We start from the raw sequence: 15,192 nt of genomic DNA on the forward strand, positions 1-15,192 counted from the left end.
GGAACAGCATGGTGAGAGTGAACACGACCCTGACGTCCCTGTGCGTCCTCGTGCTGGGCCTGGCCTGCACGGCGCCCACCGGGGAGGAGCCCGCGCGGAAGACGCCGAAGGCCACCCGCCGGGCGTTGGGTGAGGGTCCCGCCTCCCTCGTGATGGACGTGGCCGTGAAGTCCGAGGGCGCGCTGGTGCGCTACCCCGAGTTCCCCACCGCGGCCGGCTCGGCGCTCCTCTTCTCGGCCAACGACGACAGCACCGGGCCCGAGCTGTGGAGGCTCACTCCCTCCGGACCCGTCCTGGTGTCCGACATCTACCCGGGAACCCCTGGCTCCTCGCCCTCCCACCTCTTCCACATGCGGGGACTCACGTACTTCTCCGCCACGGATGGAACGCATGGCGTGGAGCTGTGGCGGACGGACGGCACCCCCGCGGGCACCTACCTGCTCTCGGACATCCGACCGGGCACCGCCAGCTCCCAGCCCACGGCGTTCGCCGAGCTCAACGGGCGGATCTACTTCAGCGCCAACGACGGCGAGCACGGTGCCGAGCTGTGGCGCACCGATGGAACCCCGGAGGGCACGGAGCTCGTCCGGGACATCCTGCTGGGCGCGGGCAACAGCAACCCCGACTCGTTCATCGAGCTGGGCGGCAAGCTCTACTTCCTCGCCACCGGGCCCGGGGGCACGCGGCAACTCTGGCGCACCGATGGAACCCTGGCGGGCACGGTGCGTGTCGGCGAGAACCTGACCATCACGGGCTCCGCCGCCACGCGTGGGCTCGTCCGGTCGGGCCGGGCGATCTTCTTCGCCGCCCATGACGGCACGACGGGCAACGAGCTGTGGAAGACCGATGGCACCGAGGCGGGCACCTCGCGCGTCAAGGACATCAACCCGGGCGCATCGGACTCCGGACCCGCGCAGCTCACCTCCTTTGGGGGCGCCGTGTACTTCGTCGCCACGGACGGCGTGACGGGCAACGAGCTGTGGAAGACCGATGGCACCGAGGCGGGCACCTCGCGCGTCCTGGAGCTCTTCGCCGGAAACAACACCGTGGAGAGGCCCGACGCCCTCGTCGCCACCGGCACCCGCCTCTTCTTCATGACCCGCGACGGCGCTGGCACCGAGAGCGCGCTCTACGTGACGGACGGCACGGCTGGGGGCACCGCGAAGCTCGAGGACTTCAAGGCCCGGAGCGGCAAGGGCCCCCTGCTGATGACGGCCCTCGGGAACACCCTCTATTTCACCGCGTACGAGCCGAGCGTCGGCGCCGAGCTGTGGACGAGCGATGGCACCCGGACGGGGCGCATCGGAACCAACGTCTTCTCGGGCGACAAATCCACGGATCCCGCGCCCCGCTCGTTCACGGTGCTGGGCGACGCGCTCTACTTCGTGGCCACCGCGCCGGGAACGGGCCTCACCACCGAGAACCCTCCCCTCCCCACGCTGTGGAAGACGCAGGGGGACGTGGCCACCACCGTCCCCGTCGGAGCCGACCTGAAGGCCACCCGGGGCTCCAAGCCCGCCCCCTTCGCGGCCTGGAATGGCTCGCTGTACTTCACCACCTTCGAGCAGGAGGCGGCGGCGAAGCTGTGGCGGACCGATGGGACGGTCGCGGGCACGCAGTCGCTCGTGGACATCCTTCCCCCCGAAATCGACAGCTCCATCCTGGAGTCCGGGGTGAGCGACCTGACGCCCCTGAACAGCGCCCTCTACTTCGCGGCCCTGCCCTCGACCGTGGAGGGCTATCAGCTCTGGAAGACGGATGGGACCCCCGCCCCCACCGGCACCACGCGGGTGACCTCCAGGCTCAAGCTCACCCCCGTGGCGGGCGCCCCCATCGAGCTCGCCGCTCATGACGGGTTCCTCTTCTTCGCCGGCAATGACTCCACCACCGGCTTCGAGCTCTGGAAGAGCGATGGAACCGACTCGGGCACCACCCTGGTGAAGGACATCGTGGAGAAGAGCGCGTCCTCGCAGCCCTCCCAGTTCACGTCCATGGGGAGCGCCCTGTACTTCCTGGCCCGTGACGGCTCCGGCGGCCGAGAGCTGTGGAAGACGGATGGCACCGGCACCGGCACGGTCCGCGTCGCCAACATCCGCGACAACCTGGGCTTCGCCTCCGTGCTGAACATCGCCGGAGCCGTGGGGGGCTCCCTCTACTTCGTGGCCAACGAGGCCGGCACCGGCATCGAGCTGTGGAAGACGGACGGGACCAGCACCACCCGGGTGAAGGACATCGCTCCGGGCGCGGCGGACTCCGGGCCCTCGGCCTTCGCGGTGCTCGGCGGCGTCCTCTACTTCACCGCCAACGATGGCGTCTCCGGTGCCGAGCTGTGGAAGACCGATGGCTCCGAGGCGGGCACCGTCCGCGTCAGGGACATCCTCCCGGGCAACGGGAGCTCCACACCCCAGGCGCTCACGGCACTCGGCGACACCCTCTACTTCACCGCCGAGGACGGCACCTCCGGCCGCGAGCTGTGGAAGAGCAACGGCACCGAGGCGGGCACCGTCCGCGTCAGGGACATCCTCCCGGGCACGGCGGGCGGAGTCCTCGCCGGGTCGCTCTTCGCGCTCCCCGCCGAGAAGCTGGTCCTCTTCGCCGCCAATGATGGCGTGAGTGGCACCGAGCTGTGGCGCTCGGACGGCACCGAGGCGGGCACCTTCGTGCTGCACGACATCGCCCCCTGGCAGCTCGGCTCGGATCCCGCGGGGTTCACCTTCTTCGGGGACTCCATCGCCTTCAGCGCGAGCGATGGGCGGCACGGGCGCGAGCCGTGGTTGATGCCTCGGGAGCTGCTCACCAACGGCACGGTCCCGACGATCCACTGCCCGGCGGACCAGGTCGTCGAGGCCCAGCAGGCCCTGGGCGCGCAGGTCGACTTCCCGGAGGCGGAGGCCCACGATGACACCTCGCTCCCGCCCGCCCTCTCCTACAGCCGGGTGCCGGGAAGCTTCTTCCCGTTCGGGACCACCCGGGTGACCGCCACCGCGCGAGACGCCGCGGGCCTCGTGGCCACGTGCGCCTTCAACGTGAAGGTGCAGGACACCACGCCGCCGGTGCCTGTCTGCCCCGCGAGCGCCGACGTGGAGGCCACGAGCGCGGAAGGCTCGGTGGTCACCTTCCCCGAGCCCCTGGCCACCGACGCGGTCACCCGCGAGCCGACCCTCACCGTGAGCCACGCGTCCGGCAGCCTCTTCCCCCAGGGCTCCACCACGGTGACGGTGACGGCCACCGACGAACGGGGCAACCAGGGCCAGTGCACCTTCACCCTCAACGTGCGGGACACGACGGCCTCGGTGCTGACGTGCCCGGCGGATCCGATCGTCGAGGCGGAGAACCCCACCGGCGCGATCGCCACCTGGCCGCCCGCCGAGGCCTCGGACGCGGTCTCCCAACCGACCCTCACCTCCAATCACACCAGCGGGGAGCGCTTCCCGCTCGGGAGCACGCCCGTCACGGTGACGGCCACGGATGGGGCCGGGAACGTCTCGAGCTGCACCTTCCACGTCATCATCCGCGACACGAAGGCCCCCACGCTCAAGTGCCCGGCCCCCATCGAGGTCGAGGCGGAGGGACCCTCGGGGACCGCGGCTCGGTTCTCCGTGATCAACTACGTGGACAGCGTCTCCGAGGTCACGGTGAGCACCTCGCCCGCTTCCGGGGACACCTTCCCGCTCGGAGAGACGTCCGTGAAGGTGCGGGCCGAGGACGCCTCGGGCAACGTGTCCGAGTGCAGCTTCCCCGTCACGGTGAGCGATACCCAACCGCCCCTGCTCACGTGCCCGCAGGACGTGACCGTCCCGGAGGGTCCGGTGGCCGTGGAGCTGCCCCGGGCTTCCGTCACGGACCGCGTGACGACCTCGCCGGCCGTCACGATGTCCCCGGCCAGCGGCAGCATCTTCCCGCCGGGTGACACCGCCGTGGAGGTGACGGCGGAGGACGCCTCGGGAAATACGACCCGGTGCACGTTCAACGTGCACGTCGAACGGGAGGCCAGTGGTTGTGGTGGCTGCTCCGGCACTCCGGGGAACACGGGCGCGGCCTCCTGGCTGGGTCTGCTATTCCTGGTGACCTTCGCCACCCGCCGGTCCCGCGCGTCTTCCCCGTCGTCGCCACGAGGTACTCGATGAGCCAGTCCTCCGCGCCGTCCGAGCTGCACTTCCGCACCTGCAATCTCTGCGAGGCCATGTGTGGCCTGCGCATCGAAACCTCTGGAGGCCGCGTCACCTCCATCCGGGGCGACGAGGCGGATCCATTCAGCAAGGGCCACATCTGCCCCAAGGCCGTCGCGCTGCAGGACCTGCATGAGGACCCGGACCGGCTCCGTCAACCCGTCCGGCGCACCGCCACGGGCTGGGAGCCCATCTCGTGGGAGGAGGCGCTCGACGAGACCGCGCGGCGGCTCCACGCCATCCAACGCGAGCACGGCAAGGACTCCCTGGGCGTGTACGTGGGCAACCCCACCGTGCATGACCACGGCGCGATGCTCTTCCTGCCGCTCCTGCTGCGGGCCCTGCGCACGCGGAACAAGTTCTCCGCGACGTCGGTGGATCAGCTCCCCCACCACCTGGCCGCGTACCTGATGTTCGGGCACCAGTTCCTCATCCCCATCCCGGACATCGACCACACGCGCTACATGCTCATCCTCGGGGCCAACCCGCTCGCCTCCAACGGCAGCCTGATGAGCGCGCCGGGCGTGAAGGGCCGGCTCAAGGCCATCCAGCAGCGCGGCGGCAAGGTGGTGGTGGTGGACCCCCGGAAGACGGAGACCGCCCACGTCGCGGACGAGCACGTCTTCATCCGCCCCGGCACGGACGCGCTGTGGCTGTTCTCGCTCCTGCACCTGCTGCTGGAGGGGGCGGGCGCGAAGATGGGGCGGCTCGCGGCGCTCTCCGATGGCCTGGCCACCCTCCGGGAGCTGGCGCGCGACTTCACCCCCGAGTACGCGGAGGTCCACACCGGCGTGCCCGCGGACACCACCCGGCGGATCGCCCGCGAGCTGTCCGCCTCGGAGTCCGCCGTGTGCTACGGCCGCGTGGGCGTCTCCACGCACGCCTTCGGCGCGATGTGCCAGTGGCTCATCAACGTCATCAACCTGGTGACGGGGAACTTCGACCGTCAGGGTGGCGCCCTGTTCACGAAGCCGGCCTTCGATCTGGTGCACGGGCCGAAGGCGATCTCCATGAGCCGCGGCAGCATCGGACGCTGGAAGAGCCGGGTGCGCGGGCTGCCCGAGACCTCCGGCGAGCTGCCGGTGGCCGTGCTCGGCGAGGAGATCCTCACCGAGGGCCCCGGCCGCATCCGCGCGATGCTCACCTCCGCGGGCAACCCGGTGGTGTCCACGCCCAACGGGCGGCAGCTCGACAAGGCGTTCGCGTCGCTCGACTTCATGGTGTGCATCGACCCGTACATCAACGAGACGACCCGGCACGCGCACATCATCCTGCCGCCGAGCACCCAGCTGGAGCGGAGCCACTACGACCTCGCCTTCCACGCGCTGGCGGTGCGCAACACCGCGAAGTACTCGCCGCCGCTCTTCGCGCCGCGCCCGGGCTCGAAGCACGACTGGGAGATCTTCCTGGAGCTGAAGCACCGGCTGGAGACCCTGCGCGGGGAGCCGCGCGTGCGAGGCGAGCTGTCATACCGCGCGCTGAAGGCGCTCGGCCCCGACGGCATCCTCGACCTGGGACTGCGCGCGGGCCCGTATGGAATGAGGCTCCGCCCGTTCCGCAAGGGCCTGGGCCTGGCGAAGCTCAAGGAGCAGCCGCACGGCGTGGACCTGGGACCGCTCCAGCCGGGCGTTCCCGAGCGGCTGGCCACGCGCGACCGCCGCATCCAGCTCGCCCCGGAGCCGATGGTGGCCGACGTCCAGCGGCTGCGCCAGACGTTCCCGGCGGGCGCGGGGGCCTCGGAGCAGGGGTCGATGCTGCTCATCGGCCGGCGCCACCTGCGGGACAACAATTCCTGGCTGCACAACGTGCCCCGGCTCGTGAGCGGAAAGCCCCGGTGCACGCTGATGGTGCACCCCGAGGATGCCCGTCGGCTCGGCCTTCATGACGGCGGGGAGGCGGTGATCACCTCACGCGTCGGGGAGGTGCGAGCCCCCGTGACGGTGACGGATGAGGTGATGCCCGGAGTGGTCAGCCTGCCGCACGGCTATGGCCACGGACGCGAGGGCGTCCGGCTCCGGGTGGCAGGAGAGCATGCGGGCGTGAGCATCAACGATCTCACCGACGACCGCTTCCTGGATGCCCTCAGTGGCAATGCCGCGTTCAGCGGAGTCCAGGTACACGTCAAGCCGCTAGAATCGATTCGTACGGAAGGACAACCAGCGCAGTCGGCGACTGCATGAGACAACAACACCTATGATCACCCTCTACCAAACCCCCGTTGCCTGGGGCACGCCCAACCTGAGCCCCTTCTGTTTCAAGCTGGAGGCGTACCTGCGGATGGCGGGTCTGCCCTACGAGGTGAAGCTGGCCTCCCTGGCCAAGGCACCCAAGGGCAAGGTGCCCTACGCCGAAATCGACGGGATGCTCATGGGCGACTCCCAGTTCATCATCGAGCACCTCAAGAGCAAGCATGGGGACACGCTCGATTCGAAACTGACGCCGGAGCAACTGGCGATCGGCCACACCGTGCGGCGCATGCTGGAGGAGTGCACCTACTGGTACATCGTGTACATGCGCTGGGTGCCCGAGGAGGGCTGGCGAGCCTATGTGCCCGTCGTCGAGACGATGGTCCCGGGAGTCGTGGGCGGCCCCGTGCCGGTGCAGGCGCTCCGCCAGAAGATGCTGCAGATCCTCCACGATCAGGGCACGGGCCGTCACAACATGGACGAGGTCCAGGAGCTGGCCAGGGCGGACATCACCGCGCTCGCGACGCTGATGGGCAACAAGACCTACCTGCTCGGCGAGTCGCCGTCGTCCTTCGACGCGGTGGTCTACTCGTTCCTGGTGAGCATCATCGCCAATCCCGTGGATACGGACTTCAAGCAGCACACGCTGTCCCAGGAGAACCTCGTCCGCTACTGCGCCCGGTTCAAGGCGCGCTTCTTCGCCAACTGGAAGCCGCCCGAGAGCCAGGCCGCCTGAGTACGGCCCTCGACGGCCCATGAAAAAAGCCCGGTGCGGAGCGAGGCTCCACACCGGGCTTTTTCTTGCTCGGAGGCGTCAGGGAGCCGCGCTCAGCAGCCAGTCTCCACGGCGCCGATGTCCGGAGCCCCACCGCAGAAGGGCAGGCCCACGTCGACGCCCCGGTCCACGGCGGCCGAGTCCGGTCCGAAGGCCGGAGGCGCCGCGCCCGCCTCTCCCGTGGTGGAGGTGGTGTCCCCCGAGGCCTGCTGGAAGCCCACCAGGTCCACCACCGTGCCGCCGCGCTTGAACTGCGCGCCCGCCGGGAAGAGGTTGTGTCCCATCTTCAAGCCCGGGCTCTGGCCACCGAGGTCCACCGCCACCGGCGCCTCGGCGATGAGGTTGTTCTCCACCTGGAGGTTGCTCGTGGCGCCGCCGGTGCCATGGCCGAGGATGAGCGCGGAACCGGCCACGCGCGTCACGGTGTTGTTCACCAGCACCGCGCCCTCGGAGTTCTCGAAGCGGATGCCCGTCCCCTCGCCTCCACCGTCCTTGGTGATGTCGTGGACGCGGTTGCGCCGCACCACCACGCCACCAGGCACGGGGCCCTCGTGGTTGCCACCCACCGAGATGCCCTTGCCCGAGTCGTAGATCTCGTTGTCCTCGATGGTCACGTCGCGCGCGGAGTAGTGGACCACCACCGCGTCACCCTTGGCCGTGGAGCTCGGCTTGAAGCCGTGCATCTTGTTGTTGCGGATGGTGACGTTGTGGCACGTCTTGATGTCCACCGCGTTCTCGCGGTTGGCGTAGAAGTGGTTGTTCTCCACGAGCAGCCCATCCGCGGGCGGCAGCGAGCTGAAGCCCTCGGGCCCCAGGCACTGCACCGAGTCACCCGAGTTGTCGTGGATGTCGTTGTTGCGCACCGTGATGTCGTGCGACGTCGGCTGCACCACGACGCCGTGCGAGTCCTGGTTGCCCGAGCTCTTCACGAAGCCGTGGATGTGGTTGTTCTCGATGACCGCGCCGGTCGCGTTGTCATACGTGGTGATGGCCGCGCCGAGCGTGCCGTGGTGCAGCTCCGAGTTGGCCAGCGTCGAGCCCTGCACGTTGCCCTGGAAGGTCACCGCGTAGGCGGGCTGCTTCTGCACATCCACCTCGAAGCCATCCACGATCCAGTGCGGCTTGCGCACCTGGATGAGCGCCCCCGAGCCCGAGCCCGGAACGATGCGCGGCTTGCCCTCGCCCTGGAGGGTGATGGGCGCGCCCTCGGAGCCGGCCTTGACGTTGTCGCCAATGACGATGCGCTCGGCGTAGGTGCCCGCGAGGACACGGACGACCTCGCCCGGACCCGCCATGGAGAGGCCCTTGGCGATGGAGCGGAACGGCTGGGCCGCGCTCCCGTCGCCGGTGTCACTCCCGGACGGACCCACCACCCACTCCCGGGAGAAGGGCGCCGGAGCGGGCGGGGGCTCGGACGTATTCAGCCCTGGCTGTGGAGAGGGCTCGGCGATGGGCGAGTGCCCTTCATGGGAGGGCAGGTCGGCCACGGGCGTATCCGCCACGGGCTGCGCACCGATGGGGGCCGGCTGGCCCGGCTTCGTGATGGACGCGGGGGTATTGAGGCGCGGAGCCTCGCCCGCCCCACCCGGCTGTCCATCGGGGCCGACGCCCCCACCGCAGGCCCACAGGCCGAGGCCCAACGAGCAGGCGGCCAGGAAAGCCCCTGGAGTCTTCCTCATCTTGCCTCCGTGATTTCTCATGAGCAGGGGGAACCCCCGTCACCGTCCCCCGTATTCGCCACCCTTGTCCCCTGCCCGTCCGGACTCCAACCAGGAGGTGGCGGGCGGCGCCATCCACGGGTACGGTCGGGGGGCTTTGCTCAAGGCCGTTCTTCCAGTCCTCGCGTTCCTCCTCGTCACCTGCGCCGCACCGCGTCGGTCCGCGTCCACCCCGAGCACGGAACCCATCCGCTCCGACTCCACCGCGAGCGCCCCCCCCGCGAGCCCGGGTCCGGCCGAGGTCCGCCCGGCTCCGGACCCCGAGCTCGCGCTCCGCCCCGAGGAGCTGCCCGCGCCGGGCAACCTCAAGCGCCTGGACTTCCGAGGGGGAGAGCCGCACATCCCCATCGGGTTGATGCAGGGCCGCCGCGAGGTGCGCTTCTCCCCCAGGGGGCGGATGCGGCTGCGCTTCGGCGGGGAGACGGAGAAGATGCTGGAGGCCCCCGGGGGCTCGGTGTGGACGGCGCGGGTGACGGATGGCACCCCCGCGGAGCTGTCCGCGCGAATCCAGCTCGCGGAGCTTCCCTTCGCGGACAAGCCGGGGCTGACGGAGGCGCAGGCGCAGTGGCAGGCCCGGGGTGTGGCGGTGCGCGTACACGTGCTGGGGGTGCTCTACGGCATCGCCGGGAAGGTCATCGACAACCGGCGCTACCTGTTGCTCCTCGACGAGGAGCTCTCCCCGAAGCAGGCCACCTCACGTCAGGCGGAGCTGCTGCGCGACTTCGGCGTGCGCACCACCCTCTTCGAGGAGGTCCGCACGCCCTCACGCGGCATCCTCGAGGTGCGGGACGACGCGGGCAACGTGGTGGGGCTGGCGCAGGACTCGGTGTACGCGGAGACGCTGGACGACGCCGGCTTCGACGTGCGGCAGGTGGAGCACGACGTCGGCTACGACAACCACGGCTTCGAGGACCGGAGCTTCCGGGGCACGCTGCAGCTCTCGGTGGATCGCCACGGGACGTTGGCGGTGGTGAACGTGGTGAAGCTGGAGGATCTGCTCAAGGGCCTGGTGCCCTCGGAGATCTACGCCCGGGCGCACCCGGAGGCGCTCAAGGCGCAGGCGGTGACGGCGCGCGGCGAGGTGCTGGCGAAGGTGGGCATCAAGCACCTGGCGGACCCCTTCCTCCTGTGCTCCGAGCAGCACTGCGCGGTGTACCGGGGCCGCACGGGCGAGGCGGCCAGCACCACCGCGGCGGTGGAGGCCACGAGGGGCGAGGGGCTCTTCGCCTCGGACGGGCGGCTGGTGGACTCGGTGTACAGCGCGGTGTGCGGGGGCCACACGGAGGACAACGACGTCGTCTGGGGCGGTCCCCCCAACCCGAGCCTGCGCGGCAGACCGGACGTCCTGGGCCCCACGGAGGGACTGCCGGGTCCCGGCTCCCTGGCCGAGTACCTGCGCGCCGAGCTGCCCACGGCCTGCCGGCTCTCCAGCTTCGCGCAGCCGAGCAAGTACCGCTGGGAGAAGCGCTTCAGCGTGGAGCAGGTGAACGCGCTCACGGCGCACCTGGGGCTGGGCCCGGTGCACGCGCTGAGCCTCGGGGAGCGGGGCGTGTCCGGCCGGGCGCGCACCCTCACCGTCGCGGGCGAGCGAGGCGTCACCCAGGTCCGGGGCGAGCTGAACATCCGTCGCCTCTTCGGGATGCTGAACAGCGCCATGGCCCTGGTGGAGGAGGAGCGGGACGCCGAGGACCGCCTCACCGGCTGGCGGTTCCGGGGCGGCGGCTGGGGCCACGGGGTGGGCATGTGCCAGACGGGCGCCATCGGCCGGGCCGAGGCCGGGCATCGCTACCAGGACATCCTCCGTTTCTACTTCAACGGTGCCGAGGTCGCGCCCATCTATTGATGGGTGACTAGACTCCAGGAGGAGTACACTCCTCCTTCCCCCCCGGGTTGTCACTCCCGAAACGTCTCGGGAGTACCAGACGGGCTCGGGGGTTATCTTCAGCACGCGTGCCGACGGGTCCTTCGCTTCCAGAGCAGACGTACAAGCGCCGACGCAGGCGGGAACGCCCCGCGCGCTACTTCCTTGCCCTCGTCCTGGCCCTGGTGGCACACGGGCTCTTCGTGGGCCTCCTGGCGCTGATGGCCCACATCCAGCTCAACCTGCCGCCCGAGCCCAAGCCCCCCAAGCCGGCGAGCGCCGTGGCCCTCCGGCCCCTGAGCGCCCAGGACTGGGCCAGGAACCGGGGGCAGCCCAACCCCAATGCCCCTTCCCTCAACCAGCCTCTCAAGAAGAAGGAGGAGAAGAAGCAGCCGGAGAAGAAGCCGGAGGGGCAGGTGGTGGACGTGGCTCCGGGCAACAAGCAGGAGTCCCCGGACGCGAAGTACCTCGCCGAGCACGACAACAAGGTGGAGAAGGAGACGCGCTCGAAGGACCAGACGCCCTTCTACAAGAACGCCATGCCGAAGACGACGGCACGCCAGTCGCGCGAGGGCTCGGGCCAGAGCGAGGAGCAGGCCGCGCAGCTGTCGGGCAACAACGGCCAGGGCGCGGATGACCGGCCCATGAACGAGGGCGGCCAGAAGCCCGCCTTCGAGCTGCCCGACGCGAAGCGCAAGCAGGAAATCGCCATGAAGCAGGACCCCAACTCGGCGGGTCCGGGCGTGGACGTGAACAACCGCAACGAGAGCGACGAGGTCATCGGCAACTCGAAGCGACTGCGCATCCAGTCGGGCTCCGGCGAGGGCGACGAGGGCTCCCAGGGCCGTATGGGCTCGCCGGGGATGGCGAAGCTGATGCCCTCGCAGGCGGTGATGGATCAGATCATCGGCGGGGCGCCCAATGATCACCTCAAGGACGTGGAGGAGGGCGAGGGCACCTACCTCAACACCCGCGAGTGGAAGTACGCCAGCTTCTTCAACCGGGTGAAGCAGAGCGTGGGCACGAAGTGGAACCCGAACTCGGCGTTGATGCGGCGCGACCCGACGGGCAGCACCTACTCCGGAAGGGACCGCTACACCCTGCTCAAGGTCACCCTGGACGAGACCGGGAAGGTGGCGGACATCACCATCGAGAAGAGCTGCGGGCTGGACTTCCTGGACATGGAGGCCGTCGAGTCCTTCAGGCGGGCCCAGCCCTTCCCCAACCCGCCGCCGGGCCTGTTGGAGGACGACTCGAGGGTGCGCTTCACCTTCGGCTTCTTCATGGACATGGGCGGCGGCCCCCGGATGCGCCTCTTCCGTCAGCCCAACTGAGGCCACCGGGGCCCCACACCGTGGGGAGGCTCGCGAACGGACCGCGTTGGCATTAGGGTGCGCCGCGTGGACGCCTCCCTGCTCGAGCGCAACCGCAAGGTGCGCACCGTTCTCGCCGCCATCCTCGTGGCCAACTGGGCCGTGGCCGTGGCCAAGGTCGTCTTCGGATTGCTGAGCGACTCGGCCGCGGTGACCGCGGATGGCATGCACTCCTTCATCGACGGAGGCTCCAACGTCCTCGGCCTGGTGTCCATGTCGGTGGCCGCCCAGCCCGCGGACGAGGATCACCCCTACGGCCACGGCAAGTTCGAGGCGCTGGCCTCGCTGGGCATCGGGGCGATGATTGGCATCAGCATGCTGGAGCTGGGGCGCATGGCCTTCGACTCGCTGCTGCATGATCGCCACCCCACGGTGACTCCGCTCATGGCGGGGGTGATGGTGGCCACGTTGCTCGTCAACCTGGCCGTCACGAGCATCGAGCGCCGGCAGGGCGAGAAGCTGAAGAGCCCGTTGCTGATGGCGGACGCGCGGCACACGCTGTCGGACGTGGGCGTCACGCTGGCGGTGCTGCTGTCGATCGGACTGGTGTGGCTGGGCTACCCGAAGGCCGACGGCATCATCACGCTGGGGGTGATGGTGGTGGTGGCGCGCGTGGGCTGGGGCATCGTCAAGCAGGCGGTGGGCATCCTCTCGGACACGGCGCGATTGGATCCGCAGAAGGTGGAGACCATCACCCTCCAGGTGCCGGGCGTGCGCTCGTGCCGGGACGTGCGCAGCCGGGGCATGGAGGGCACGGTGTACGTGGACCTGAAGATCGAAGTGGATCCACAGCTCACCACGGCCCGGGCCCACGAGCTGGCCGACGCCGTGGAGACGCGGCTGCAGGCGGAGTTCCCCGAAGTGGTGGACGTGGTGGTGCACGTCGAGCCGGCGCGGCGCCCCGCCTCCCTTCCCGGCGTCTCCACCCACCGGTGAGCCCTCGGGCCGCCCTGCCCGCCCGCCCGCTCCACCGGCCTCCCTCTCCGGCCAATCACAAAGTCCCGTTCCACACCCTGTCTTGATGAACGCCAGGAAAGCAAAGGAACAGGAATGGGAAGAGACATGCGCATCGAACTCGCCATCTACGTCACGACTTTCGCGCTCGTCAGCGCGAGCTTCCTGTTCTCGGGCAGGAGGGAGCTGCGGAGCAACACGGTCCGGGAACGTAAGAACGCCGCCGAGCTCGACGAGCTCATGCGCCCCCTGTTGCTCTTCAACATCAAGGCGCCCGTGGCGCACTGCTGAAACCCCAGTTGTCGCGAGCACGCGGGTGGGCGAGTCTCCAGGCCCCACTGGAGGTGCTGATTGCACGTGTCGCCCACCCGCGCGCTCGTCGCCGCGCTGCTCGTCCTGCTGTCCGCCTGTGCCACCTCGCGCTCCGCCGCCCCGACGGACACCGCCGCGCTGTCTCCCGCCCGGAAGACCCTGCGCCGCTTCGTCGACGCGCACTTCGAGGAGCAGTTCCGCCGCTTCCCCCTGGCCGCCACGTCCCGGGGCCTGCACACCTACGATGATCAGCTCGCCGGCTTCACGGGCGAGGAGCAGCTGGCCTGGGCCGCCTTCTTGAAGAAGGAGCTCGAGGAGCTACCCCGGCAGGTGGACCGCGCGGACCTGCCCCCGCTGGACCGGGCCGACTACGACATCTTCGAGTCCAACCTGAAGGCCCGCATCCTGGACATCGAGGAGGTACGGAGCTGGGAGACCAACCCCAACACCTACCTGAACCTCGCCTCCAGCTCCGTCTACCAGCTCATCAACCGGGACTTCGCGCCGCTCGAGCAGCGGATGCGCTCGGCGGTGGCGCGCATGTCGCGGCTGCCCGAGGTGTTCGCCGCGGGCAAGGCGACGCTGAAGAACCCACCCCGGCTGTGGACGGAGATCGCGCTGCAGCAGGCGGCCGGCACGCGCGCGATCTTCTCGGACACCCTGCCCCAGGCCTTCGCGCCGGTGAAGGATGCCGCCCTGCACGAGTCCTTCCAGAAGGAGCGGGCGAAGGTGCTGGCGGCGCTGGAGGACTACGTGCGTTTCCTGCGCGAGGATCTACTGCCGCGCTCCAACGGGAACTTCGCCATCGGCGAGTCCATCTACCGCCGCAAGCTCCAGTACGAGGAGGGCGTCTCCGAGGACATCGACAGCCTGCTCACGTGGGGGCGCGCGGAGCTGAAGCGCACACAGGACGAGTTCGAGGCGGTGGCGCGCCGGATCGACGCCACGAAGGCGCCCATGGACGTGTACCGGGAGCTCGGGAAGGAGCACCCCACGCCGGCGGAGCTGGTGCCCACCACGAGGGCGACGCTGGAGAACATCCGCCAGTTCCTGGTGGACCACCACCTCATCACCATCCCGAGCGAGGTCCGGGCGCAGGTGGCGGAGACGCCGATCTTCAACCGGGCGCTCTCCTTCGCGAGCATGAGCACGCCGGGCCCGTACGAGACGCGCGCCACGGAGGCCTACTACTACGTGACGCCGCCGGACCCGACGTGGAACGCCGAGCAGACCGAGCAGCACATGAGCTTCTACAACCGCTACGCGCTGGAGCTCGTCTCCATCCACGAGGCATACCCGGGCCACTACGTGCAGTTCCTGTGGACGAACCGGGTGGACTCGAAGGTGCGGCGGCTGATGGGCAGTGGCTCGTTCAGCGAGGGCTGGGGCCTGTACACCGAGCAGATGATGCTGGAGGCCGGCTATGGCGGCTCGGGGCTGGAGGCGGACAAGCTGAAGCTGAACCAGCTGGCGCTCTACCTGCAGCGGCTGGCGCGCTACATGGTGGGCCTGTCGCTGCACACGCGGGGCATGACGTACGAGCAGGCGGTGCGCTTCTTCGAGGAGGAGGCGTACATGACACGCACCAACGCCGAGCGAGAGGCGCGCCGGGGCACGAGCGATCCCACCTACCTGGTGTACGCGCTGGGCAAGAAGATGCTCCTGGAGCTGCGTGAGGAGGCGAAGGCGCGCTGGGGCAAGGACTTCAGCCCGCGGCGCTTCCACGACGCCGTCGTGTCCTACGGCTACCCGCCCGTGCCGGTGGTGCGCCGGCTGATGTTCGGCGAGGAGTAGCCGCGCGAGCGAGCCCGGGCGTCGGGAGAGCTGGCGGCCGGGCTCGCCTT

9 protein-coding genes are annotated in these 15,192 nt (G+C 69.8%); 8 read left to right on the top strand and 1 reads right to left on the bottom strand.

What is annotated here, in order from left to right:
• Positions 1-8 precede the first annotated feature (8 nt).
• From JQX13_RS47650 to JQX13_RS47660, 3 genes are read left to right on the top strand one after another with little or no spacing between them, the layout of a single operon-like run.
• Positions 9-4,127 (top strand): ELWxxDGT repeat protein, encoded by a 4,119-nt coding sequence (locus JQX13_RS47650; RefSeq protein ID WP_203406014.1) that lies wholly within the window; start codon positions 9-11, stop codon positions 4,125-4,127.
• Positions 4,124-6,349: a molybdopterin oxidoreductase family protein gene (locus JQX13_RS47655; RefSeq protein ID WP_203406015.1), complete on the top strand. Its 2,226-nt coding sequence runs from the start codon at positions 4,124-4,126 to the stop codon at positions 6,347-6,349. The genes JQX13_RS47650 and JQX13_RS47655 overlap by 4 nt, the downstream gene beginning before the upstream one ends.
• 13 nt (positions 6,350-6,362) lie before the next feature.
• On the top strand, positions 6,363-7,091 hold the full coding sequence (locus JQX13_RS47660) for a glutathione S-transferase family protein (RefSeq protein WP_203406016.1): 729 nt from the start codon (positions 6,363-6,365) through the stop codon (positions 7,089-7,091).
• 92 nt (positions 7,092-7,183) lie between these two features.
• Here JQX13_RS47660 and JQX13_RS47665 read toward each other — a convergent pair whose 3' ends face one another.
• Entirely contained in the window at positions 7,184-8,809 is a 1,626-nt protein-coding gene (locus JQX13_RS47665) for a right-handed parallel beta-helix repeat-containing protein (protein WP_203406017.1), read from the bottom strand.
• 64 nt (positions 8,810-8,873) lie between these two features.
• Between JQX13_RS47665 and JQX13_RS47670 the strand changes: the two genes are divergently transcribed.
• The 5 genes from JQX13_RS47670 (at position 8,874) to JQX13_RS47690 (ending at position 15,142) form a co-directional block, all read left to right on the top strand.
• On the top strand, positions 8,874-10,691 hold the full coding sequence (locus JQX13_RS47670) for a SpoIID/LytB domain-containing protein (RefSeq protein ID WP_430384128.1): 1,818 nt from the start codon (positions 8,874-8,876) through the stop codon (positions 10,689-10,691).
• A gap of 107 nt (positions 10,692-10,798) precedes the next feature.
• Positions 10,799-12,043 (top strand): cell envelope integrity protein TolA, encoded by a 1,245-nt coding sequence (locus tag JQX13_RS47675; protein ID WP_203406019.1) that lies wholly within the window; start codon positions 10,799-10,801, stop codon positions 12,041-12,043.
• 57 nt (positions 12,044-12,100) lie between these two features.
• Positions 12,101-13,018 carry a cation diffusion facilitator family transporter gene (locus JQX13_RS47680; protein WP_203406020.1) on the top strand — a complete coding sequence of 306 codons (918 nt, stop codon included), beginning with the start codon at positions 12,101-12,103 and terminating at the stop codon, positions 13,016-13,018.
• A gap of 126 nt (positions 13,019-13,144) precedes the next feature.
• The gene (locus JQX13_RS47685) at positions 13,145-13,327 is read left to right on the top strand and encodes a hypothetical protein (protein ID WP_203406021.1); all 183 of its coding nucleotides are present in this window, start codon (positions 13,145-13,147) and stop codon (positions 13,325-13,327) included.
• A 66-nt stretch (positions 13,328-13,393) separates the two neighbouring features.
• Positions 13,394-15,142, top strand: a complete 1,749-nt coding sequence (locus JQX13_RS47690; RefSeq protein WP_239014301.1) for a DUF885 domain-containing protein — start codon at positions 13,394-13,396, stop codon at positions 15,140-15,142.
• Positions 15,143-15,192: the final 50 nt, after the last annotated feature.

Origin of the sequence: Archangium violaceum (assembly GCF_016859125.1) — a bacterium.
Lineage (GTDB): Bacteria > Myxococcota > Myxococcia > Myxococcales > Myxococcaceae > Archangium > Archangium violaceum_A.

Excerpts from the sequence above, each read along its gene's own strand:
- JQX13_RS47650 (WP_203406014.1), top strand. The coding sequence starts at position 9 with ATGGTGAGAGTGAACACGACCCTGACGTCCCTGTGCGTCCTCGTGCTG.
- JQX13_RS47655 (WP_203406015.1), top strand. The coding sequence starts at position 4,124 with ATGAGCCAGTCCTCCGCGCCGTCCGAGCTGCACTTCCGCACCTGCAAT.
- JQX13_RS47660 (WP_203406016.1), top strand. The coding sequence starts at position 6,363 with ATGATCACCCTCTACCAAACCCCCGTTGCCTGGGGCACGCCCAACCTG.
- JQX13_RS47665 (WP_203406017.1), bottom strand. The coding sequence starts at position 8,809 with ATGAGGAAGACTCCAGGGGCTTTCCTGGCCGCCTGCTCGTTGGGCCTC.
- JQX13_RS47685 (WP_203406021.1), top strand. The coding sequence starts at position 13,145 with ATGCGCATCGAACTCGCCATCTACGTCACGACTTTCGCGCTCGTCAGC.